The 25176-nt window shown below is 31.9% G+C and carries 24 protein-coding genes; 12 read left to right on the top strand and 12 right to left on the bottom strand.

The window, feature by feature from the left end:
• Positions 1-12: 12 nt before the first annotated feature.
• Together OA93_RS17270 and OA93_RS17275 are read right to left on the bottom strand one after the other, a co-directional pair.
• Positions 13-417, bottom strand: a complete 405-nt coding sequence (locus OA93_RS17270; protein WP_039114899.1) for an SRPBCC family protein — start codon at positions 415-417, stop codon at positions 13-15.
• A 37-nt stretch (positions 418-454) separates the two neighbouring features.
• Positions 455-862: a VOC family protein gene (locus OA93_RS17275; protein WP_039114809.1), complete on the bottom strand. Its 408-nt coding sequence runs from the start codon at positions 860-862 to the stop codon at positions 455-457.
• A gap of 141 nt (positions 863-1003) precedes the next feature.
• On the opposite strand from OA93_RS17275, the gene OA93_RS17280 reads away from it, so the two are divergent.
• The gene (locus OA93_RS17280) at positions 1004-1969 is read left to right on the top strand and encodes a helix-turn-helix domain-containing protein (protein ID WP_039114810.1); all 966 of its coding nucleotides are present in this window, start codon (positions 1004-1006) and stop codon (positions 1967-1969) included.
• Positions 1970-2049: 80 nt separating this feature from the next.
• On the opposite strand, the gene clpX is transcribed toward OA93_RS17280, so the two are convergent.
• The 5 genes from clpX to OA93_RS17305 all read right to left on the bottom strand — a co-directional run bounded on the left by clpX (position 2050) and on the right by OA93_RS17305 (position 6898).
• Entirely contained in the window at positions 2050-3282 is a 1233-nt protein-coding gene (clpX, locus tag OA93_RS17285) for an ATP-dependent Clp protease ATP-binding subunit ClpX (RefSeq protein WP_039114812.1), read from the bottom strand.
• Between the two features lie 159 nt (positions 3283-3441).
• Positions 3442-4116 carry an ATP-dependent Clp endopeptidase proteolytic subunit ClpP gene (gene clpP / locus OA93_RS17290; RefSeq protein ID WP_039114814.1) on the bottom strand — a complete coding sequence of 225 codons (675 nt, stop codon included), beginning with the start codon at positions 4114-4116 and terminating at the stop codon, positions 3442-3444.
• A 172-nt stretch (positions 4117-4288) separates the two neighbouring features.
• Complete coding sequence (locus OA93_RS17295; protein WP_039114815.1) at positions 4289-5614, bottom strand: trigger factor; 1326 nt, start codon at positions 5612-5614, stop codon at positions 4289-4291.
• Positions 5615-5733: 119 nt separating this feature from the next.
• Positions 5734-6078 (bottom strand): phage holin family protein, encoded by a 345-nt coding sequence (locus tag OA93_RS17300; RefSeq protein ID WP_039114816.1) that lies wholly within the window; start codon positions 6076-6078, stop codon positions 5734-5736.
• Between the two features lie 55 nt (positions 6079-6133).
• The gene (locus OA93_RS17305; RefSeq protein ID WP_039114817.1) at positions 6134-6898 is read right to left on the bottom strand and encodes an alpha/beta fold hydrolase; all 765 of its coding nucleotides are present in this window, start codon (positions 6896-6898) and stop codon (positions 6134-6136) included.
• 219 nt (positions 6899-7117) lie between these two features.
• On the opposite strand from OA93_RS17305, the gene OA93_RS17310 reads away from it, so the two are divergent.
• On the top strand, positions 7118-8533 hold the full coding sequence (locus tag OA93_RS17310; protein ID WP_039114818.1) for a hypothetical protein: 1416 nt from the start codon (positions 7118-7120) through the stop codon (positions 8531-8533).
• Between the two features lie 54 nt (positions 8534-8587).
• Here OA93_RS17310 and OA93_RS17315 read toward each other — a convergent pair whose 3' ends face one another.
• The 3 genes from OA93_RS17315 to OA93_RS17325 form a co-directional block, all read right to left on the bottom strand.
• A complete protein-coding gene (locus tag OA93_RS17315) occupies positions 8588-9442 on the bottom strand; it encodes a DUF4249 domain-containing protein (protein ID WP_039114819.1) in 855 nt (284 codons plus the stop codon).
• 3 nt (positions 9443-9445) lie between these two features.
• Complete coding sequence (locus OA93_RS17320) at positions 9446-11641, bottom strand: TonB-dependent receptor (RefSeq protein WP_240474751.1); 2196 nt, start codon at positions 11639-11641, stop codon at positions 9446-9448.
• Positions 11642-11800: 159 nt separating this feature from the next.
• Complete coding sequence (locus OA93_RS17325; protein WP_039114821.1) at positions 11801-12514, bottom strand: pyridoxine 5'-phosphate synthase; 714 nt, start codon at positions 12512-12514, stop codon at positions 11801-11803.
• Positions 12515-12629: 115 nt separating this feature from the next.
• Between OA93_RS17325 and OA93_RS17330 the strand changes: the two genes are divergently transcribed.
• The 9 genes from OA93_RS17330 to murI all read left to right on the top strand — a co-directional run bounded on the left by OA93_RS17330 (position 12630) and on the right by murI (position 21528).
• Positions 12630-13289, top strand: a complete 660-nt coding sequence (locus tag OA93_RS17330; RefSeq protein WP_039114823.1) for a CBS domain-containing protein — start codon at positions 12630-12632, stop codon at positions 13287-13289.
• A 17-nt stretch (positions 13290-13306) separates the two neighbouring features.
• Entirely contained in the window at positions 13307-13834 is a 528-nt protein-coding gene (locus OA93_RS17335) for a hypothetical protein (RefSeq protein ID WP_039114825.1), read from the top strand.
• A gap of 14 nt (positions 13835-13848) precedes the next feature.
• On the top strand, positions 13849-14733 hold the full coding sequence (locus OA93_RS17340; RefSeq protein WP_039114827.1) for an NAD kinase: 885 nt from the start codon (positions 13849-13851) through the stop codon (positions 14731-14733).
• A gap of 171 nt (positions 14734-14904) precedes the next feature.
• Positions 14905-15588, top strand: a complete 684-nt coding sequence (locus OA93_RS17345; protein ID WP_039114829.1) for a DUF6089 family protein — start codon at positions 14905-14907, stop codon at positions 15586-15588.
• 5 nt (positions 15589-15593) lie between these two features.
• Positions 15594-16331, top strand: a complete 738-nt coding sequence (locus OA93_RS17350) for an isoprenyl transferase (protein WP_039114832.1) — start codon at positions 15594-15596, stop codon at positions 16329-16331.
• Positions 16264-19011 carry an outer membrane protein assembly factor BamA gene (gene bamA / locus OA93_RS17355; protein WP_039114833.1) on the top strand — a complete coding sequence of 916 codons (2748 nt, stop codon included), beginning with the start codon at positions 16264-16266 and terminating at the stop codon, positions 19009-19011. The genes OA93_RS17350 and bamA overlap by 68 nt, the downstream gene beginning before the upstream one ends.
• A 35-nt stretch (positions 19012-19046) precedes the next feature.
• Entirely contained in the window at positions 19047-20087 is a 1041-nt protein-coding gene (locus tag OA93_RS17360) for an OmpH family outer membrane protein (RefSeq protein WP_039114835.1), read from the top strand.
• A 19-nt stretch (positions 20088-20106) separates the two neighbouring features.
• On the top strand, positions 20107-20604 hold the full coding sequence (locus OA93_RS17365) for an OmpH family outer membrane protein (RefSeq protein ID WP_035617878.1): 498 nt from the start codon (positions 20107-20109) through the stop codon (positions 20602-20604).
• A 147-nt stretch (positions 20605-20751) separates the two neighbouring features.
• The gene (gene murI / locus OA93_RS17370; protein ID WP_039114837.1) at positions 20752-21528 is read left to right on the top strand and encodes a glutamate racemase; all 777 of its coding nucleotides are present in this window, start codon (positions 20752-20754) and stop codon (positions 21526-21528) included.
• Between the two features lie 3 nt (positions 21529-21531).
• Here the strand turns inward: murI and OA93_RS17375 are convergent, their stop codons facing one another.
• On the bottom strand, positions 21532-22770 hold the full coding sequence (locus OA93_RS17375; RefSeq protein ID WP_039114839.1) for an aromatic hydrocarbon degradation protein: 1239 nt from the start codon (positions 22768-22770) through the stop codon (positions 21532-21534).
• Positions 22771-24096, bottom strand: a complete 1326-nt coding sequence (locus OA93_RS17380) for a DUF4270 family protein (protein ID WP_039114840.1) — start codon at positions 24094-24096, stop codon at positions 22771-22773.
• Positions 24097-24325: 229 nt separating this feature from the next.
• Here OA93_RS17380 and OA93_RS17385 point away from each other — a divergent pair, with 229 nt between their 5' ends.
• The gene (locus tag OA93_RS17385) at positions 24326-25171 is read left to right on the top strand and encodes a DUF6268 family outer membrane beta-barrel protein (protein ID WP_039114842.1); all 846 of its coding nucleotides are present in this window, start codon (positions 24326-24328) and stop codon (positions 25169-25171) included.
• Positions 25172-25176: the final 5 nt, after the last annotated feature.

Raw genomic sequence — 25176 nt, forward strand, 5'->3', positions numbered from 1 at the left:
TTGAACCTTCCTTTAATTACTCTCTACATAACTTTTGAAATTATCTAAAATTGCTTGCCATCCTTGTTGTTGGAAATTTTCTGGATTTTGTGTTTCAGGATCAAAACTTTCTATTACCTCTACTCCGTTTGGTGTTTCTTTAAAACTAATTTCAACCTTTCTTCCATCGGCCATTGCGTATTTAATAGCTTCATTTTCTTTTACCAAGGTGTATTCTCCTTCAAAATCAAAACTCATACTTCCGTCTCTGGCTGCCATTGTCGATTTAAATTTACCTCCTGCTTTTAAATCATTTTCGGCATATGGTGTATGCCAATCTGGAGAAGCATTATTCCATTCTTGTATATGTTTTGGTGTTGTCCATATTTCCCAAACTTTTGCTATTGGAGCTTTTACTGTACTTTGAACTGTTATCATATTCAATTGATTAAAATTATACTTTATAAATTGATTTTTATTTTTTTGGTGCTTGACTTTCATCCATGAAAAAAATTTCCCAATGGTGTCCGTCTATATCTAAAAAAGCTTTTTGATACATCCAACCGTAATCTTTGGCTTCCATATATTCAGTTCCGCCTGCTTTTACTACTGCTGTAATTAATTCATCTACTTTTTCCCGGCTATCAACAGATAACGCCATTAAGATTTCGGTTGTTGTTGCTGTATTACAAATTTGTTTTTGTGTGAATGTTTTAAAAAACTCTTCTAACAAAAGCATTGCATATATATTTTCTCCGATTTCTAAGCAAGCTGCTTTATCATCTGTGAAATTTAAATTGAATGTAAAACCTAATGCTGTAAAAAAAGCCATACTGCGATTTAAATCTTTTACTGGAAGATTTAAGAAAATTTCTGTTTTCATTTTTATATAAATTTACAAATTATTTAAAGCAAATTTAAAGTAATCGTCTAGCCTTTAGACCACAATAAAAGTCATTTTTGGGGTCATTTAAGACAAAAAAACTATTTTTGTATAAGTCATTTTCATTAAAAAAGAGAAATAATGAGCAAAAAAGTTGGGTTAATCGTTCCGCATGACTATAAATTATTGAGTATTGCAGCTATTCTTGAAGTTTTTGAAACTGCTAATAAATTGCATCCTGAAGGTGAAAAACCATTTGAAATATTCGTTTTTCAATCATCTGAACAAATGGAGCAAGAAAAATTATTTAATTATAAAGTTAATTCTATCCAATCTTCTGAAGAAAAACTTGGATTGATTTTAATTCCTGCATTTACCACAGATGATATGAAGGGAATGATTGCAAAAAACAGCAATTTTATTCCTTGGCTAAAAAAACAACATTTGCTTGGAGCTGAAATAGCTAGTTTCTGTACTGGTGCTTTCTTACTTGGTGCTTCGGGATTATTAGATGAAAAGCTGGCAACAACTCATGTTGATGCTTGTAGTGCTTTTAATCAATCCTTTCCATTGGTCAATTTAAAACCCGAAGAAACACTTACCGCAGATGGAACACTTTATACTAGTGGCGGATCTACTTCGTCTTTTCATTTACTGATTCTTTTGGTTCAGAAATATTGCGGAAATGAAGTTGCCGTGCAAATTGCTAAGATATTTGCTATTGATTTAAACCGTCACAAACAAAGTTATTTTAGCACTTTTAGACCTAATCATTTACACAATGATACTCTTGTTGCCCAATTGCAACACAAGATAGAAAACGAATACAGTACAATAGAAAAACTCGAAGAGGTCACTAAAGATATCCCAACTAGTAACCGTAATATGACTCGAAGATTTAAACAAGTAGTTGGAATTCCTCCTATAGAGTATTTGCAGAACATTCGTGTAGAAAGTTCGAAGAAGTATCTCGAGCAAACACAGCTTTCTATATCGGAGATTATCGAAAAAACTGGCTATAATGACCCTAAATCTTTTAGAAAAGTTTTTTATAAAATGGTCGGAATGAAACCGATAGAATATCGGGAGAAGTTTAGAGTGAGATAAAAAAAATCCCAGCAATGCCGGGATTTTTAATTTTTAATCTTTGTCTGGATCTTAGACTTTGACAAATTTATTTTAAAACATTACGAAGCAATTTCTAATCGTTTCAATAAATTTTTATTCAATGTTTCTTTAGCGTAATCTTGATCAATTTCTAATGTTTTAACATCAGAACTTGGTAAATCATACATCGCATCGGTTAAGATTGCTTCGCATAACGAACGCAATCCACGTGCTCCTAATTTATACTCTAAAGCTTTATCAACAATAAAATCTAAAGCTTCATCGGTAATTGTAAACTCTACCTCATCCATTAAAAACAATTTTTGATATTGTTTAATTAATGCATTTTTAGGCTGAGTAAGAATTGCACGCAATGTTTCTCTGTCTAAAGGATCCATATGCGTTAAAACTGGTAAACGACCAATGATTTCAGGAATCAATCCAAAGTCTTTTATATCTTTTGGAATGATGTATTGCAATAAATTGTCTTTGTCGATATTATCCACATTTTTTGATGTACTATAACCAACTGCCTGACGGTTTAAACGTTTTGAAATAATACGTTCTACTCCATCAAAAGCTCCTCCAGCTATAAACAAAATGTTTTGTGTGTTTACCTCAACAAATTTCTGGTCTGGGTGCTTACGTCCTCCTTTTGGTGGTACGTTTACAACTGTTCCTTCTAAAAGTTTCAATAATGCTTGTTGAACTCCTTCGCCCGAAACATCACGTGTTATTGATGGATTATCGCTCTTACGAGCAATTTTATCTATTTCATCAATAAAAACGATTCCTCTTTCGGCTTTAGCCACATCATAATCGGCAGCTTGAAGCAAACGTGTCAAAATACTCTCTACGTCTTCTCCAACATATCCTGCTTCGGTTAAAACGGTAGCATCAACAATTGCCAAAGGAACATCTAACATTTTTGCAATGGTTTTTGCCACTAATGTTTTTCCTGTTCCTGTTTGACCAACCATAATGATATTACTTTTTTCTATCTCTACTTCGTCATCCAACTGTTGTTGCATTAAACGTTTGTAGTGATTGTAAACCGCAACAGACATTACTTTTTTGGTTTGATCCTGACCTATTACATATTGATCTAAGAATGCTCTAATTTCTTTTGGTTTCTTTAATATTAAATCACCAACTAGTTTAGCGCTTCCGCTTGATTTTAATTCTTCTAAAACAATTCCGTGTGCTTGTTCGATACACTTATCACAAATATGTGCATTTATACCAGCAATTAATAAATTGGTCTCTGGCTTTTTTCTCCCACAAAACGAACACTCTAATACTACTTTTGCCATCTATATTTAGTTTTCAGTATCAGTTCTCAGTTCTCAGTTTTGAAAACTGCGACTGTAAAACTGCAAACTGATTTTATTTAACCTAAATTTTTATCTTCAAATTCACAAAATAATGCACTTTGTAACTTAGTGCCTTTGCAACTTTGAACCTTTAAAAATTTATCCTCTTCTCAAAACTTCATCAATCATTCCGTACTCTTTAGCTTCATCAGCAATCATCCAGTAATCGCGCTCGCTATCTTTATGTACTTTATCAAAAGTTTGTCCTGAATGCTGAGAAATGATGTTGTATAATTCATCTTTCAGTTTCAACATTTCACGTAAATTGATTTCCATATCGGTAGCAACTCCTTGAGCTCCTCCTGATGGTTGGTGAATCATTACTCTTGAATGTGGTAAAGCCGAACGTTTTCCTGCTGCTCCTGCACATAATAAAACAGCTCCCATAGAAGCAGCCATTCCTGTACAAATTGTAGCTACATCTGGCTTGATGTATTGCATTGTGTCATAAATTCCTAATCCTGCATAAACGCTTCCTCCTGGAGAGTTTAGGTAAATCTGAATATCTTTAGACGCATCTGCACTTTCTAAAAATAACAATTGTGCCTGAACGATATTTGCAATTTGATCATCAATTCCTGTTCCCAGGAAAATGATTCTATCCATCATTAATCTTGAAAAAACGTCTAACTGTGAAATATTCAACTGACGTTCTTCGATAATATATGGAGTCATATTAGTTGGATTCATTGCACTTACGATTTTATCGTAATACATAGCATTCACTCCTTGGTGCTTTGTAGCAAATTTTTTAAATTCTTTACCGTAGTTCATATTTTTTTGTTCTAAGTTGTACGTTACTATATTGTATATTTTATTTCATCAAAGGTCATACCTCTTTATAAACAATGCCAATATGTCTTATTTTAAATTTGAAATCTAAAAAAAGAGAGCGTCAAAGAAAAATATTCTTTTGACGCTCAAATATACTTATTTTTTTTAGAAATTATTCTCCGTAAGAAGCTGCAATAAATTCTTCGTAAGTTACTTCTTTAGTTGTTGGGTTTGCTTTTTCTTTAAACAATACCAATAACTTCTCTGCAACAACTTGCTCAGAAAGTCTTTTTACTTCTTCTTGGTTTGATAATACTCTTGCTACAATTGCCTGAACTTCTTCGTCAGTTGGATTTGTTTGTCCAAATTGAGCCATTTGTTGTTTGATAGCGTTTGTTGTAAATGCTTTCAAGTCTTCAAATGTAATTTGGATATTACTTTGAGCCATTGCTTTTCCTTCAATTAATTGAAAACGCAATCCTTTTTCAGATCTTGTGTATTCAACTTCTGCTTCTTCTGGAGATAATTTTTTCTCACCTACAGTTTGCAACCATTTTTTAAGGAATTCAGCTGGCAATTCAAATTTAGTGCTCTCGATTAAGAAATCCTGAACATCTAATAATAATTTTTGATCTGCTTGTTGTGCAAATTGAAGCTCTGCATCTTCTTTAATTTTTGCTTTCAAATCTTCTAATGAAGCTACTTTACCTTCACCAAAAAGTTTATCAAACAATTCTTGGTTTAATTCTGCCAATTCTGCACCGTTGATAGCTTCGATAGTAAAGTTAACATCTACTTCTAGACCATGAACATCATCATGACTTACTTTTAAGTAATCCATTAATTGGTGATCGTCTTCAAATAAACCTTTAGTGTTTACAGTTACAACATCTCCAACTTTTTTCCCGATGAATTTATCAGCAGTTTTTTTATCTTTAAAGATAGAAAGTGAGATTGTTGTAGTATTGTTGATTCCTTTTTCTTCGTTTGTAAAAGTTCCTGTAATATCAGAATCTGCTACAACTACGTCTTGAGGAATTGCTTTTCCAAATTGTTTTTGGATACGCTCTACTTGACCATCAATTAATTTATCATCTGCAGTAACGATATATTTTACGATATCATTTTTAGCTTCAAGATTAATTTCAAAGTTTGGTACTAAACCAATTTCGTATTCGAATACTAATTCTTCAGCATCCCAATCAAAATTTTCATTTTCTTTAGCAAGTGGAGTTCCAAGAAGATTTAATCTTTCAGATTGAATATAACGCTCCAAAGCCAAATCAACTACTTTTTTAACTTCTTCTTGTTTAATAGATTTCCCGTATTGTTTTTCAACAAGGTCTTTTGGTACCTGACCTTTTCTAAAACCTTTTACAGTTGCCAAAGGCATTTTTTCGTTTATTCTTTTTGCTACTTGACCTTTGTAATCCATATGAACAACGTTCAATACAATTGTCTCATTTACTGCGTTTATTGCGACTCTTTTAATATCCATCTTCTTCTTTAATTTACATAATAAAATTGGGTTGCAAAATTATAAAATTTTTGCAACCCAACCAAGCTTTTTAATATATTGATAAGAAGTGCTTTTTAATACACTTTCTTATTACTCATTTATTTATCCTCTCCTAACACTTTATATGTAATCGACTGTAGTATAGATAGTACGATACTAAAAATTAATGCTGTCCAAAATGAGTCGACTGTAAACCCGCCAACAATTTTAGTACACAACAAAATAATTAGCGCATTGATAACTAATAAAAACAAGCCAAACGTAAGTAAAGTAACTGGTAATGTGAACAATACCAACAATGGTTTTATAAAAATGTTAAGCAATCCTAATACCACAGCAACAATTAAAGCAATAGTAAAACTAGCTACGTGAACGCCTGGCATAAAATGAGCAATTAGCAATACTAAACCTGCGGTAATCAATATTCTGAGTAGTAATTTCATATTTTTTCGTTTTAAAATTCATTTAAAAGTAATAAAATTTTCATCAAAAGAATAATTATTTCTTCAAAAACTCAATGGATAGTTCGTAAAACATCTTAGGATTTTCGGCATGTAGCCAATGTCCAACGTTAGGAATTGTCTCGATGTTAGCGTCTGGAAAATGCTGTTTGATATTCTCAAAATCCGAATCTAAAATATATCTCGAAGCTCCTCCTCTAATAAACAATGTAGGATTATTAAAAACTAAATTAGCATCTAATTCTTTACCAATAGCTTCTAAGTTTGTATTAAAAACTGGTAAATTAAATCGGAATGCTAATTGTCCCGGTTCAAGCCAATACAAATTTTTCATTAAGAATTGTCTTGTTCCAAAATCAGAAATATACTCTGCCAAAATAGCTTCGACATCGTTACGACTTGGCTTTATCGAAAAATCGACTGCATTTAATCCCGCCAAAATATCCTGATGGTGTTGCGGATAATATTTAGGAGCAATATCGGCAACAATTAATTCATTAACTTTTTCAGGATGTGTTGCTGCAAAAAACATAGCCGTTTTACCTCCCATCGAATGTCCAATGATATCGACTTCATCTAAATTATTAGCTTCACAATATTCTAAAACATCTTGCACCATCGCCTCATAAGTAAATACATCCGAATGAAAGCTACGCCCGTGGTTACGTAAATCTAAAATATGAACCTGAAAACCATCGGCAGCAAATTGTGTCCCTAACGTTTTCCAATTATCAGACATTCCTAAAAATCCATGAAGAATCAATAATGGCTTGCCTTCGCCTTCTATTTTTGAGTATAACATTTAATATAATTTTATTTTTAATTAACTAAATCATACTACAAAGGTAAAAAACTAATTTAACCTAGCGAAAATCACTAAAATCAGGTATTGCGACATCGTTATATAAGTGTAATTTTGCACGAAATTTATTTCTTTTAACAAAAAGTTTGAATTTTAAATTCTACCAAGTCGATTATTAAGAATTAACAAATTAGACACCCTTAACTTAAACCCTTTACCATGATTAAAAAATTATTTTTAGCCTCTGTGATTCTTTCGCAGCTTACTATTTCGTGTTCAAGTAATGACGACGAAACTATTACCGATCCAGATCCTATTACAAAAGAAGAAACATTACAAGAACAAATTGCTAGAATTAGCAAATTACCTTACTCTTCTTTAGCTCCTGCTGACCAAAAAGTAAAACTTGAGGTTGAAGCAAATGAAATGCTTGTACAAATGGAGAAAACGAAAACTTCTGGTGCAATCGAAGCTATCCAAAATTTAGGAAATTTACTAAGTCTTAGCCCAGCTGATATTTTTGGAGGAAAAAATGGAAATGAAGTAGAAGACATTTTAAAAGTAGCTGATGTTTACGGTATTTATACTTGGAACAACACTGACAAAATTTGGACTAAAGCATCTTCAAGTACAGAGTTAAAATTTGTTTTCCCTGCTAAAGCAAATGGAACAGAAAACAACGCAATATTTTCTGCTAAAAGTGTTTCTTCTGACATAAAAGTAGCGTTTACAGACACTTACGGAAGCTGGTCATATGACCCAATAAAAGAAGAAATGATTCAAACTCCAACAATAAATGATTACTTCTTTTTACCTACATCTGCAGATGCAATTTTAACAATTGGTGGCGCTCAAGCTGCAACTTTTGTAACTAATGCAAAATACACTAACGGAATCGTAGCTCCAGACCAAGCTAGCTACAAAATGGTATTAAACGATGGATATACTCTTGAAGTAACTGGTAACAAAAAAGCTACTGACAACACTGGTAAAGGTTCATTTACATATAACGGAAAGAATTTAGTAGAATTTACTGCAGGAAGTACTGCAGATATTGATGGTTTATTAAAAGAAGAACCACTTGCGCAATACAGAGGTAAAGCGAATGGATTAGCAAAAATAATGGATAACTTTCTTATTGTTGCTAATACAGACAATGAAGGAGAAGCAAAAGATGATGAAGCTTTAGAGAAAAGCTTAGTTTATCCTGACTATCCTAATGACAGCTATAAACGTAATAGTGATTACAAAGCATATTATACAGCAAGAAATACATACCGTCAAAAGCTATCTGAAGGCAATGTAAATAATTCAAATAAAAACACCAAACTAATTTTAGTATCTAAAAAAGACGGAACTAAGATTGCAGACATTATTCAACGTTCTGAAAAAGGGTATAGCTACACCTCAGAATTACCTGTTTGGGTAGCTCGTACAGGCAATTCTTATCCTGAAGGTGGATATTGGTCATTCTGGGAAAACAATCCAGAGATATTTACTAATCAAGAATACGAAGAAGTATCTTATTTAAAATTCAATGACAATACTCAAGTAGCAATGAGCGTTTATTTCTCAGAAGGATTTGAAAAAATAAAAGCTGATTTCGATAAATTTTTAGGAAGTTTTAAAAGATAATTTACCTTTAAAATAATTAATCTAAAGCCGATTTGAAAACAATTCAAATCGGCTTTATTTTTTTGAAACCGTTTTAACCTGAACGGTACTTTGTCCGTAACCAGCCCAAATACCTACTCCACCTTTTATATTCGATTTTAAACTTGTATTAGAAGGATAAATTGGATTTTTACTGTTTACTATTTCGTTTTGCCAACTGTTCCAGAAATCAAATGCCTCTTTGTTCATCGTTCTTAGTTTTACAAAAATTAAATCTCCATCGGTAAAATACGGCGTGAATTTAGTTTTAGGAAAAAGTAAAATCCCTCTGTTTATTTGCATAGAAACAGAATGAGTTTCAAATTTTTCATCATCCAGATTCCCATAAAAAGCAGGAACAAAAATTGGTTCTTTCTTATCTATTTTTGTAGCAATTTGATAATAATTCTTTTCGTTTACAGGATCATCAAACTTTATAAAAGCATATCCTGTAGTATCACTCACATTCTTCTTTTCGTATGTTGCACTTATAATTGGTACTGTTTTAGGAATACTTGTAGTAGCTTCTAATACTCTATTTAAATACTCCACTTTTAATGTATAGGTCTTCCCTGCTTTCCCAATTATATCGCTACCAAAATATACAAATGGTGGAACTCTGTCATCATCATTCTTAACTCTTAAAACCTCTGTGGTTTCTCCATCCGATACTGTTATCTTAGCCGAACGTATTACATGATCTAAAACATTGGTAGAATCAATAACATCATTTATTGGTATCGTTCTCGATAATATTACCTGTGGCCCATCTCCTTCTTCAATCCATCCTTCAACAGCCAGTTTCGATTCTAATTTAATTCCATCACTAAAAGTATCATTATTACAGCTACACGCTATAATCATCAAAAGAAATAAAATGCATTTTTTCATCGTTTAAAATTTAAATCTCCAACTTATAGAAGGAAGTATTCGATACAAAACCTTTTTCTCTGGCTTAACAATTACACTATTTTTATCTTCATTCATAATCACACTTAACACCACATAAACAGGATTCTCAACACTAAATGTATTATATACAGAAAAATTAAGAGCACTTTCCTTTCTAGCAGTTTTTGTAAAATAATAATTAACCGAAAAATCTGTTCGAATATAATTTGGCATTTGTGCATTATTATACTCAGAATATTCCTTTACCGGATTATTATTTATAAAGTACCAAGATGTTGGCATAGTAAAACGATTACCTGAACTAAAAATTTGAGTAACTCCAAAATTCCATTTTGTGCTTAAATCATACGTTCCTACCAATGCCAAATTATGGCGTCTGTCATATTTTGCATAATAAGTATTCCCATTATTAAGCTTATCAAAATTTCTATCAGACCAACTCAAGGTATAACTTATCCATCCTTTAAACCTACCACTACTTTTTTTGAGCATAAACTCTAATCCGTATGCTTTTCCATTCCCTTCTAACAAATCATTTTTTAGTGTCGAAATTTGATTGAACTGTGTAACTCCATAAGGATATTCAAGCAAATGCTTCATCGAGCGATAAAATGCCCCAAACGAAGAACTAAAACTTTTCGAAATTGTTTGATTTGAACCTAAAGCAAATTCGTTTGAAGATTGTGCAGGAATTCCATCGGTACTCGCAACCCAAAAATCAGTAGGAATCCCTACACTCGAAGTTGTTATTAAATTTAAATATTGATTTTGTCTATTATAAGAAGCATAAAACGAGAGATTCTTATTCATATAATAATTAAGGACAGCACGTGGTTGAAAATGCAAATACGATTTTGATCCCGAATTATAATAGTTAATTCTTAAACCTAATTCTGCAATTAAATTATCTAATAACTTTGGTTTTGCTGTCGTAAAAACCGCCAGTTCATTAGCTTTAATTAGATTGTTTTGATTGGCATTATTCGCAGTGCTTAAATTTTCTATCTCAATTTTTTGTGGCTGCAAATTATGATGAACATATTGTAAACCTGATTCAAAAGGAATTCCTTTTATCGAATAATCAACCGAATTGGTAAATCCAAAATCTTCTACAAATGATGAAATCCCCATTTGTATCGTCGATTGCTCCATATCTAACTCGTTTGTATATCGCGTATAATAAATAGCATTAGACATTGTTACATCAGAAGATAACTTAGAAACTAAAGTAGGCGATATATTAAAATTACTCCATTTTAAACTCGCATCCAAAGCCAGATTAGAGTCATTTATTCGTAATTTGTCAGCACTTGTAAAAGCTGAGACAGTTAATAAGTTGTTTTTAGAAATCTCGGTAACAAAAGTTAAGTTAGCATCCGAAAATCCGTATTTCATATCCTGAACATCTTCATCCTTAGAATTTGAACTAACCAGCGGAGCAATTATTTCGTCGATATATGTTTTTCTTCCTGAGATTGTAATTCCGGTTTTTTCGCTAATCGGAATACCTAATGTAATTTGTGATGCCAGCAAACCAACATTTCCTTGAACTGTAAACTCTGAAGGAATTTTTTTATTAGGAATTAATAAAGTTGTTGAACTTAAACGTCCTCCATATTTTGAGTTTGAACTTGATTTATCAAATTCAACTTCTTGTATATGATCTGTATTATAAAACGGAAAAACACCTAATAAATGTGACATTCCATAAATCGGCGTTCCATCATACAACATAGAGTTATGCCCAGGATCTCCTCCTCTTACATACAAATATCCATTTGCATCACCAGAATTCTGCACTCCAGGTGTTAGCTGCAAAATCTTAACGATATCAGTTGTTCCCAAAACAGTTGGAACCGTAGATAATTCTTTAGGGCTAAAAGATAGTTTACTGCCAGAAAGATTTGTAATTGCCTTTTTTTTATCATTAGCTATCACTACTTCTTTTAAAAGAGAAATATCTCCTTTTAACTCAATAATGATTATTGTGTCGCTCTTACAATCAAAACTGATAGATTTTTCCAGATATCCAAAATGATTAACCTTAAGTTTAACTAATCCCAATGGAAGATTTTGGGTAAAGTGACCCAAAGTATCACTCGTAGAATAGTAATATTTATTATTAACTTCAAAAGAAATGTTTACTCCAATTAGGCTTTCATTTTCTAATGTTTTCACAGTTCCTGCTATTGTAGCTTTAGATTGTGAAAATAGGTTAGAAAAACAGAGTAAACAAAATAAAATAATTAGTCTCAACACTTAATTTTAATAAGAAAAGTGCGAAAGTAAACAATTATAACCCAATTACATCAGGTTATAATTGTTTTAATTACTATGTTATTTTAGTTTACGTAAGTACATATTAACTACATTATCTAAACCAAGATAAATAGCTTCCGAAATCAAAGCATGTCCGATAGAAACTTCTAATAAACCTGGGATATTTTGTTTAAAAAACTCAATATTATCCAAACTTAAATCATGGCCTGCATTAATCCCTAAATTAAGTTCGTTTGCCAGTTTTGCAGCAGCAACATATGGATCTATTCCATTTTTATTCCCTAAACTGTATTGATGTGCAAAAGCTTCGGTATATAATTCAATTCTATCCGTTCCTGTTTTCTTAGCACCTTCAATAATTTCTAAAACTGGATCGACAAAAATCGATGTTCTGATTCCGTTACGCTGAAATTCCTGAATAACTTCGGTTAAATATGATTGATTTTTTATAGTATCCCAACCTGCAGAAGATGTAATTGCTCCAATAGCATCAGGAACTAATGTTACCTGTGTTGGCTTACATTCTAAAACCAAATCGATAAAATTATGTTGAGGATTCCCTTCAATATTATATTCGGTATATACAATAGTTTTTAAATCACGTGCATCCTGATAACGGATATGGCGCTCATCTGGACGAGGATGTATTGTGATTCCTTCTCCTCCAAACTTCTGAATATCGGTAGCAACTTTTAATAAATCAGGTACATTTCCTCCTCGCGCGTTACGCAACGTTGCAATTTTATTGATATTTACACTTAACTTTGTCATATAAATGGATATTAATTCTAGTAACACTATATTTGTTACGACAAAAATACAAAGTAAAACTTAGGAGTTTTTGCTATTTTTTGATTATTTTGCATCAAATATTGCTGATTAATTTATGACAGACATTACAAATTATATTACCAATGACTTTAGAGCAATCAATAGCCAGGAAACCATAGCTTCGGTTCAGGATTTCTTTGCCGATTTGAGTTTCTCTCATTTTCCAGTTCTGGAAGATGGTGTTTACATTGGTAGTATCGCATCCGACGATATTGAAACCTTTGATAGCGACAAGAAAGTAATTGATTATAAATATACTCTCGAACATTTTTTTGCTCGAAGCAACATGATCTGGCTAGATGTATTGGAGGTTTTTGCTAAAAACCACACCAATTTAATTCCTGTTTTAGACGAAAACAACACCTATCTTGGTTTTTATGAAATAACCGACATCATTAAGTTTTTTCACGAAACCCCTTTTTTAAAAGAACCAGGAGGAATTATAATTGTAAAAAAAGGACTTCTGGATTACTCTATGAGTGAGATTACTCAAATTGTAGAAAGTAACAACGGCAGGCTTTTAGGTATATTTGTTTCTGATGCTAGTGCAGATAGTGTTCAGATAACCATTAAAATTAGTTTAGGAGCGATGAATGAAATTATTCAAACCTTCCGAAGATACAATTACGAAATTATATCAGAACACCAAGAAGACACATATATCAATAATTTAAAGGAACGCTCTGATTATTTAGACAAGTACCTTAATATATAGCTATAGAAAAAAGCGGGATGATAGCATTTGACAATAGCCAACTAACAAAACTAGTGCAAAATGAAATTTCGGTTGAAGAATTAGAAATTGACTTTATAAAACTAGGAAATCATTACAGTACTATTGACATCTTTGAAATCATCGAAATTTACATTAATGACCCTGGCATTGAAGGTTATAATTTTGAAAATTCAAATCTTACATTTAAAGAAAGACTAGAAAAACTCAAAACACTAAACGGATACATACATTTTGCTGGCGGACTTTCTTGCAGTGTTAAAGATCAAAAAATTTCGAATTTTACATTAACAAAAAAATACATTGAACCAATAATTAATTTTAATCGAGAAAATATAATTAAGTATCACGGAAAACCGGATTACGAATTAATTGATGATTTATCTCATGGAGGTTTTGACTATGCGATTGACAGCTATATCTTAGTCTACAATAATTTAAATTTTTATTTAGACCCTAATCAAGATCACTTAATAGAAATTTGCACAAAGAAATTAGACCTAAAATCGTTTACGATAAGACAATAAAGACCACGCAACAAATGAAAGTAGCTATCTACGGACAATACTATCTAAATAGTACAGACCCAATTATTAAAGACATATTTGTTTTTTTTACTTCTAATAATGTCGAAATGATTATCGAAGCCAATTTCCTGAAGATGCTTCACGAAAAAAAGATAATCGAAAAAGAATACAAAACTTTTTCATCTCATACAGAATTAGACAGTAGCTTTGAAATGCTTATAAGCATTGGTGGTGATGGAACTATTTTAAGAGCAGCAACCTTAATTCGCAATTCTGGAGTTCCTATTTTAGGAATTAATGCAGGACGCTTAGGATTTCTTGCTACTGTACAAAAAGAAAACATAGCTGCTTTTATGCAATTTGTAATTGACAAAAAATACACTGTATCCGAAAGAACTTTATTAAGTTTAACAACTGAGCCAAGAAATGAAGCTATCGAAGAACTTAATTTCGCAATGAATGAGGTAACAGTAAGCAGAAAAGACACTACTTCGATGATAACAGTAGACACTTATTTAAATGGTGAATACTTAAATTCTTATTGGGCAGACGGATTAATTATATCAACACCAACAGGTTCAACGGGATATTCACTAAGTTGTGGTGGCCCAATATTAACTCCAGATGTAAACAGTCTTGTAATTACGCCTATTGCACCCCATAATTTAACAGCCAGACCGCTTATAATTCCAGATAATACAGAAATTAAACTTCGCGTATCAGGAAGAGAGGATCATTATCTTATTTCTTTAGATTCAAGAATAGCATCGGTTAAAAACGAGTCTATTTTAACCATAAAGAAAACAGATTTTAAAATAAATATGGTCGAAATCCCAGGAGAAACCTTTTTGAAGACCTTACGTAACAAACTACTTTGGGGCGAAGACAAAAGAAATTAAGTTCTTTTTAAACATACGACATACTTTTGTAGTTTTTTTCTCGTTTTGCAAGTATCGAATATCCAGTAATTGTTGAGATATTTCATCTTTAATTCAAAAAAAGACAGATTTAACTTAATCAGCATTGATTCGTATTGATAATTATTATATTTGCACGCAATTTTTAATTAAATGAACAAAATTTTTAATTTATTGTTATGTTTCTTCTCCTTTGTAAGCATGAACGCTCAGATACATGAGGTAGGTGTTTTTTTAGGAGGTAGTAACTATGTTGGAGATGTGGGAAGCACGACGTATATTGCGCCAGAAAAGCTTGCCTTTGGCGTATTGTACCGATGGAATCAAAGTCCGAGACATGCATATCGCTTTTCGTACACACAATCAACAATCACTGGAAATGATTCAGATTCAAAAGAAGGTGGTCGAAAACAAAGAGGATATCGTTTTGATAACACAATTCGAGAACTTTCTGCGGGACTTGAATTCAATTTTTTTGACTTCAATTTACATGATTCCAAAAGAAAGGTTACTCCGTATGTGTTTTCAGGGATTAACTATTTTAGATACGAACAGTTATACATTCAATCGGGGGAAACAGAAAAAGAAAAGAATTCGGGTTCATTTGCAATTCCTATGATATTAGGTGTAAAAACAAATTTAACCACTAATTTTATCTTAGGATTAGAGGTTGGAGCGCGATATACCTTTACAGATAACCTTGATGGTAGTAATCCAGATAATGATAATTTAAAATCATTACGTTTTGGAAACTTAAATAATAATGACTGGTATGTTTTCTCGGGAGTAACTTTAACGTATACCTTTGGAAACAAACCTTGCTATTGCCCTTATTAAAAAAAATGAATTTAGACACATTAGATAAAACAAACTTACCACGACATTTAGCCATTATTATGGATGGAAATGGACGCTGGGCAAAACAACAAGGTTTCCTAAGAGCTTTTGGTCATGAAAACGGAACAAAATCAGTAAAAGAAACCATTGAATCTTGCGCCAAGCTAGGAATCGAATATTTAACATTATACGCCTTTTCTACAGAAAATTGGAACAGACCTAAGTTAGAGATCGAAACTTTAATGAAGATACTTATAAACTCATTAAAGAAAGAACTTGGTACATTACAAAAAAACGACATCAAACTTAATGCAATTGGAAACTTAGAAAAGTTACCTCAATCTGCTCAAAAAGAACTTTTGGATGTTATTGATAAAACAAAAAATAACACAAGGCTTACGCTCACATTAGCTTTGAGTTACGGTTCTAGAGAAGAACTTGTAAACGCTGTTAGAATCATCAGTAATAAAGTTAAAAATAATATAATTTCAATAGACACTATTGACGATTCAATTATAAATGAGCATCTTTACACGCAAAATTTACCAGATGTAGATTTATTAATACGAACAAGTGGAGAACATAGAATAAGTAACTTTTTGTTGTGGCAAATTGCCTATGCAGAATTATATTTTACTAATGTCTTATGGCCAGACTTTAAAGAAAAGGATTTATATGAGGCTATCATTAGTTATCAAAAAAGAGAACGTAGATTTGGAAAAACAAGTGAACAAATTAAATGATTTTTTAGTGTTACAAAAAAGAATAAAAATAGTACTTACCCTATTGGTTTTTGGTAGTTTTTCACAAATAAAAGCGCAAGAAAGAATTCCTTTTGACCAAGGGAAAAAATATATTCTTGCCGACGTATCTGTAATTGGTAAAATAAGTTTCAATGAACAAACAGTTGTTACCTTTTCTGGCCTACAGAAAGGACAAGAAATAACAGTTCCTGGAGAAGAAATAAGTGGAGCCATCAAAAAACTGGGAAAGCTTGGTCTTTTCGATGAAATTTCATTCTATGTAAATAGGATAGAAAACGATAGTATATACCTGGACTTAGACATTGTAGAGCTTCCTAAATTAAACGAAGTAAAATTTGTTGGTATTAAGAAAGGTAAAGTCGAAGCATTAATTAAAGACAACAGTTTAACAAAAAACAAAATTGTAAACGAAAATTTAATTACGACAACCAAGAATTATATTGAAAATAAATACAAAAAAGAAGGTTACTTTAATACAAAAGTAACTATTACTACTACTGCCGATACAACCTCAACAAACCAAGTAAACATGCTGGTGCGTGTAGATAAAGGTGATAAGGTGAAAATTAGCAAAATCGAATTTGAAGGCAATAAAGCATTATCTGATGCGTCTTTACGTGGTGCAATGAAAGACACCAAGCAAAAAAATCCTATCCGTATTTTTAAAGCTTCAAAATTCATTAAAGACAAATACAAAGCTGATTTAGATAAAGTTATCGCTAACTACAAAGAAAAAGGATATAGAGATGCAAGGATATTGCATGACTCTATTACGTACGATAAAAAGAAAAACACATTAGCGATAAAAGTAGATATTGAAGAAGGTAACAAATACTACTTTGGTGATATCAAATTCTTAGGAAATACCGTTTACTCAGACCAACAATTAAATCGTTATTTAGGTATTAAAAAAGGAGAGACTTATAATGGTGTCCTTTTAGAAAAAAGGATTGCTGATAAGACGAAACCTGATGCAGAAGACATCACCAATTTATACCAAAACAATGGGTATTTATTTTCTAACATTAATGCTGTAGAGGTAAAAACCGTAAATGACACCATTGATTTTGAAATTAGAGTTACTGAAGGTCCAATTGCATATTTTAATAAAATCTCAGTTGTAGGTAACGACAAAACAAACGATAAAGTAATTTACCGTGAACTAAGAACTAAGCCAGGTGAAAAATACAGTAAAGACTTATTAGTAAGAACTATTCGTGAGATTGGACAATTAGGATTCTTTGATCCAGAAGCAATTGATCCAAAATTCAAAAATGTTGATGCTGCCGCAGGAACTGTAGATATTGAATATCATCTTGTAGAAAAAGGATCTAGCCAGATAGAACTTCAAGGAGGTTATGGTGGTGGAGGTTTTATTGGAACCTTAGGGCTTTCATTCAACAACTTCTCTGCTAGAAATTTATTTAACAAAAGCGCTTACAAACCACTACCAATGGGTGATGGACAAAAAGTAGCCCTTCGTTTACAAGGAAGTACTTATTTCCAGACTTATAGTGTATCGTTTTCTGAGCCTTGGTTTGGAGGAAAAAAACCAGTACAATTTAGCACATCGATATCTTACAGTACACAGTTTTTAAATAACTATGTTACACAAAAAGTAGATAAGAGCAAGAGTTTTAACATCTTGACATTATCTGTTGGTAAAGCCAAAAGATTATCTGTACCAGATGATTTCTTTGTACTATCACAATCTATTAGTTACCAACATTATGATTTACATAATTACAACACTGGATTATTTACTTTCGGTAACGGAACATCAAGAAACTTAGCATATACTATTGGACTAACAAGAAGTAATAAAGGGGTTAACCCAATATTCCCAACATACGGTTCTGAATTTAGTATTTCGGCAAAAGTAACTCCGCCTTATTCTTTATTCAACGGAATAGACTATGCTAACTTAGGAAATGAGAAAGAATATAAATTACAAAATACTGTTGACAGATCAAATGTTCCTGATGCAAATGGAAACATTGTACAAATAGGTGACTATATTGATGCAAACGGAAACAAGGTTAGCGACTATACTCTTGCCGCTACAGACCAAGGAAAAGTGGATCAAAAGAAATTTAATTGGTTAGAATACTACAAAATTAAGTTCAAAGCTGATTGGTACACGAAAATTTATGGTAAATTAGTACTCCGAACGCTAACTGAATTTGGTTTCTTAGGAGCTTATGACCAAGCTAGAGGTGTAGTTCCTTTTGAAAGATTCTATATGGGAGGTGATGGAATGGCTAATTACTCTATGGATGGTAGAGAAACAGTAGCGTTAAGAGGTTACGAAAATAACTCATTAACACCTATAATTGAAGACAGAACCAATCCTAGATATGGTGAACAAATTGGAGCAACGATATATAATAAATTCTCTATGGAATTACGTTACCCAATAACACTGAAGCAATCGGCATCAATTTATGTGCTTACATTTGCAGAAGCGGGTTCATCTTATCCAACCTTTAGAGATTATAATCCATTTGATTTATACCGTTCTGTCGGTGCTGGTTTACGTGTATTCATGCCTGCATTTGGATTATTAGGAATTGACTTTGGTTACGGATTTGATGAATTGCCAGGACAAACAAAACCAAGCGGTTTACGCACACACTTTATTATTGGACAACAATTTTAATCGTATTGGTTAAAAATTTCAAATAAATTAATGTTATGAGAAAACAATTTTTATTTATATTTTTGGCCCTGATTGTAGGAATTACAAGTCAGGCACAAACCAAATCGACAAAAATAGGGTACATCGACATGGAGTATATTTTACAAAATGTCCCTGACTATAAAGAGGCTCAAACGCAATTAGAGCAAAAAGCAGAAAAGTGGAAGCAAGAAATTGAGACTAAGAAATTAGACATCAATAAACTTAAAGATGCTTTGAAAGCCGAAAAAGCTTTATTAACGAATGAGCTAATTGACGAAAGAGAAACAGAGATTAAGTTTCTTGAAACTGAAATGTTAAATTATCAACAACAACGATTTGGTGTTAATGGTGATTTAATTAGACAAAAATCGTCGTTGGCAAAACCAATACAAGATCAAGTTTTTACTGCTGTTCAAGATATTGCTGAAGCTAAAAAATATGATTTTATCTTTGATAGATCATCTGATTTAACGATGCTTTTTGCAGCAAAGCGATACGATGTTAGCGATCAGGTTTTACGAGTTATTACCAGAACGGACAAAAGAGAACAGCTTACGAAAAAACAACTCGCTATAGAAGAAGCTAAAGAGAATAAAGAAGCTGCAATCGATGAAAGTCCAGCTTTACAAGAAAGACAAAAAGTCTTAGATGAAAGAAAAGCTGCAAGAGATAAAATACTGGAAGACAGGAAAGCAGCTCAGGAAGAAAAAATAAGAGTATACGAAGAGAATAAAAAAGCAATTAGAGACGCAAGAGAAGCTAAAAAAAATGGCACGGTTTCTGAAACAGTAAAAAAAGAAGGTGTTTCAACAACTGCGACTCCTACAACGGAAGCAGCAAAAACAGCTGCAACTGATGAAGCTAAAGACAAACAAAGATTAGCCGAAGACAAACAGAAAATGGTTGATGACCGACAAAAACTGTATGACGAACGCAAAAAAGCTTTAGAAGAAAGAAGAAATAAGATTTTAGAAGAAAGAGAAGCTGCCAAAAAAGCAAGAGAGCAAAAGGCTAAAGAGGACAAAGAAAAACAAGGAAATACGACCAATAATTAATTAATATTTTAAAATGATGATGAAACAAATCAAAACTTTACTAATTGCTGCAATACTAGTTTTAGGAGCAAACCAAATGAATGCTCAAGCAAAAGTAGCTCACGTTGATGTAAGCGAAATTATGTCTAAAATGCCAGCAATGATAGACGCACAAAAACAACTTGAGAAATTAAGCGGTACATATGATGCAGATTACAAAAAAATGGTAGAAGAATACCAAGCAAAATTAAAAAAATACGAAGCAGAATCAGCTACAGTTACTGATGCAGTTAACGGAGAACGTTCTAAAGAAGTTCAAGACATGCAAAAAAGAATTGTAGACTTTAGAGATAACGCTCAAAAAGAATTACAACAAAAAGAATCTGATATCGTTAAACCATTAATGGAAAAAGTGAGAGCTTCTATCCAAAAAGTTGGAAAAGCAAAAGGATACCAATATGTTTTAGATGGTTCTACTCTTTTGTTAGCTGACGGTCCAAACGTAACTGCTGATGTAAAAAAAGACTTAGGTTTCTAAAAAACTGTCTTATAAAAAATAAAAAACTGCTCGCCAATAAAATGGTTTGAGCAGTTTTTTTTTATACATAAAAATTAATTTTATTCCACTCAAAAATCCTAGTTAAAGGCTTTTTTTTGATTCCAAAAAATACTTAACTTTGTTTTTATGACAAACAATAATCCCATAGGCGTTTTCGATTCAGGCATTGGTGGTACTTCTATTTGGACTGCAATTCATCAGTTACTCCCTAACGAAAAGACAATCTATTTAGCAGATACTAAAAATGCTCCTTATGGTCAAAAGACTAAACAGGAAATAGTGGACTTAAGTAAAAAAAATGTAGATTTTTTACTAGATATGGGTTGTAAACTAATTGTTGTTGCATGCAATACCGCAACTACAAATGCTATTAAAGAATTAAGAGAACAATACACTGTTCCATTTATAGGGATCGAACCTGCAATAAAACCTGCTGCCACAAACTCAAAAACACAAACTATTGGAATCCTGGCTACTCAAGGTACTTTAAACAGTGAGCTTTTTAATAAGGCAACCGAAATGTACCAAGACACCAAAATTATTGAACAAGTAGGTCATGGTTTAGTACAATTAATTGAAAATGGAGATTTAAATTCTCCTGAGATGGCTCAACTTCTTGAATCTTACCTCAGACCAATGATTGAGGCTAATATTGATTATTTGGTATTAGGATGTAGTCATTATCCATACTTAATACCTCAGATAAAAAAAATATTACCCGAACACATTCATATTATTGATTCAGGAGAAGCTGTCGCAAAACAAACACAAAATATATTACGCGAAAAAACAGGATTTAATAATGGCTCTGTAGATGAACCAATATTTTACACTAATGGTAATCCAAAAGTTTTATTGGATATACTAGAGAATAAATACAAAGTTGAAAAGAAAAATTTTTAACTATTAATCAATTTTTCTCTTAACAAACCATAAACCATCCAATGATAAATTGAGTGATATTTTATGGTAATTTTCTTTTATAAGTCCATCGCCAATTTTCCCTTTTTGTCCGTAAGAGTACGAAATATTTAAAGTAGAAAAAGAGTTGCTCTCTAAAGGAAGCGTTAATCCAAGCGAAAAAGACACGTTTTTAACCCTCTGATTGTCGACTTCCAGATAACCGGTATCATAATTTATTCCTGTTCCATACCCAATACGATCTACGTATTTACGAGCATTCTTTTTACTCTTATAAGAAACTCCGAATGCAAATCGGTCTTGATTTACAAAATCCCCATACAATTCTGATTGTTTAGTGTCGTTCCAGAGGCTCTTTTCATAATCAAAAGACATGGTCAAATTATTTTTAAAAACCTTGCTAACCCCTACTCCAATTTCTGTAGGCAAATAAAAATCATCAACGTCTGAAGCCGTATCAGAATCTGTGGTTATCGTGCCCGAATCTCCAACTATTGTTACACTTTGTACTTTAGAAGCTTTTATTCTTGATGGTGATTTAAAAGTTGAGCCAATTGTTAATGTAGAATCTATTTGATATTGAACTCCAAGAGTTGGTCTTAGCCCGTTGTAATTAGTTTTTTTGTTAATGTTAGTAATAGAGTTCATTACCGTATAATACCTATCATCTGTAGTGCTACCAAAAAGTACAGCCGCAGAAAGCCCCAAAGACAGTTTTTTATTGATTTTGTAGGCATACGAGAAATCAAAATTATTTAAACCTCCAGTTCCTGTTACATCTAAATTATACTTATCCTGACTATTTTCTATTGGAATTTTTAAATTTGAAATCTTAAATGCTCCACTCGAATAAGGTCGTAAAGCTACACTAAAAGCCGACTTTTGTGTAAGTGGAAAAGCAAATGCAATATGAGAAAACTGAGCATTATTACGGTTCTCAGATTTTGAATTATTTTGATATGTAGTTTCAATAAATTTACCTCCAACATCAAACAAAAAATGGTTTTGATACATAAATCCTAATGAAGCTGGATTAAGATTATTAATAAATTCATTAGATGGTAATGCAATTCCCGAAGAGCCAATAGAAGGAATTGACCCAAAATCTGAATCATACAAACTACCCAATCCGTAAAGTGAATATGGAGAACTAGAAATACTTTGAGAAAACGATGTCAACGACATTAAAACTAGTAAACTTGCAAACGCTATTTTATTTTTCATTTAATAAGTGATGTAATAAATTTTCAATTCCATTTTATTGCTTTGTAATTTCTGATTTCCCAAAACAAGTCGATTAACTGCTTTATTTATATTAGGCAGCGTAATGATTAATGAGGATTTCAGGTCAGACTGTTTCAACATTTCTTTTTGTAAAAAACCTCCTATCGCAATTTTGTATGCTACATTTTCATTAAACTCATCACTAGCTTTATTTAATAAGGCATACATGGCCGCACCCGACGAATTATTAAGTGTACCGCTAATTCTATTTAAATTATCACCTACATACACACGCAATGAATCTGCCAATGGATATATCTTAGAATAGGAATTGGCAACTGGTTTTATTATCAATTGAGCGTCTACAATTGCTCCTTTTTCGGCTATATATTTAAGTTTCTTTATACCTGGAAAATCAATTCTACAGGCAATTCCAGTTCCTGACTGAATAAAGCCCTTATTCTCCGTTTGGGAACTTGGCAATTTACTTGAAGAAACTGGCAAGTTTTCAATAAGTGTACCTGTCCTGTCTAATGAGATATTATTAAACTGCTTGGAAGCATCCAGAATAGAGAAATCTTTTATTAGAGAAGTTTCAGATTGCCCTTGATATATTGAGTAATAAAGCCGCACTACACTTGTTGCTTGATTAAACCCGATAACACTCGATGAATTTGCAGTAGATGATGTAAGAACCATTCCTTTTAAGTATTCTGTAAATTCATCAAAATTGGTAACTTCCTTTTTCTTTAATTTCTGAAAGAGCTCTGAACCAAAAACATCACTCATTCTTATATTAATAGAATCTTTTTCAGTTGGTCGGGGTTTATATGAAATCATCCCCAAACTTTCAGGAGCATAAGTTAAAGTCGAATTATTGTAGAAATTTTTATCCTCCTTATTTGGCTTTACTTTTTGAGTTAATCGATGAATATCGAATGTCTGAGTTTGGGTTGTATCTCCAAAAAAATAGTTATCATACCTCAGAACCATTGCAATGGAATCAAAAACATAATTTGGCAAATTCGTATCTGAACCTCCTGTATTTAAGTCATAATTATTTGCAATTAATTGGAGGTAACTATCCGATTTTACCTTCCCAAAAATAGGATCTACATAGTTCCCTACCAAAATCCTTTTTTGACTAGATGTAACCAATGAATCAAAATTGATAGTAGACATATCAACAGTCAAGGTATCGATTAAAATTACTTTATTCCCTATCGATAAATAATCCGACCCAACTACAAATTCTCCGGCATCTCTATCCGAATTACAGGAAGTCATAAAAACTCCCAGAAACAACGGTAACAATAACTTGTACATAAATATTTTTTGAACAAATATAAAATGCACTTTTCTAGAGAACATCATAACATATACAGTCTAGACTTTTGTATCTATAAATAGAACAAAACAATCTATAAGCACTAAGCGCTAACAAATACATCATTCGACACTAAAATTTGCCATTTAGTCTATTGGAAGTGCCGATATATATATCTTCTTTTTTTAAAAATAATATCATAACTACTTTTGAACCAATAAATAAATAATGAAAATAAAAACTTTACTATCCTTACTTATTATGGTTCCGATGTTTACAATTTATGCTCAAAATGGCTATAGCGTGGATTTGAACATAAAGACAGAACCTGCTGATAAAATCACATTAAACGAAACAAGCATCGGAATTTCGGCTTATAAAAACATTGATACCAAAAACAAGATTACAAATACATTACAATACAAAAATATCGGAGTTAAGTATGACATAGAAAACTATGATTTTAAGTACAATTATAATCCATATAACAGTATTAAAAATACATTAGTAGTTACACATCTATTAACACAAAAAACAACGTTGAACCTAGAAATAGAACCAACATTAAATTTTCAGGAAAACCTTAATCTTTCCGATTTATCGGTTTTAGGAGGACTAGAAATTAATCAGGTTATTAACAAAAACAACACTATAAATATTGGAGTAAAAAGGACTAATACCTTAGGATTACCCAAAATAACTCCCACATTTTCTTTTTATCATAAAATAAGTGAAGCTGCTACAATGACTATTGGTTTTCCTAATTCAGCAATAACATATTCTAACAATGAAAGAAATGTATTTAGGCTGACAAATAGTTTTAATGGAGATTTTTTTAATCTGGATAACACTAAATATTTAGACGGTAATACAGCCACAAAAGCGAGTTTATCTCAAATTACTACTGCATTAGAATATGAGAGAAACATGGATGGAAATTGGTTTGTAAATTTTAAAGCCGGGTATGATTTTAATAAAAAATATCAATTATCAAATCATGATAACGATAACGTTTATGATTTTAATATCGGCAACAGCTACATTCTTAACATTGGTATAAAATACAAACACTAATAAAT

The sequence above is a fragment of the Flavobacterium sp. KMS genome, assembly GCF_000813005.1.
Classification (GTDB): domain Bacteria; phylum Bacteroidota; class Bacteroidia; order Flavobacteriales; family Flavobacteriaceae; genus Flavobacterium.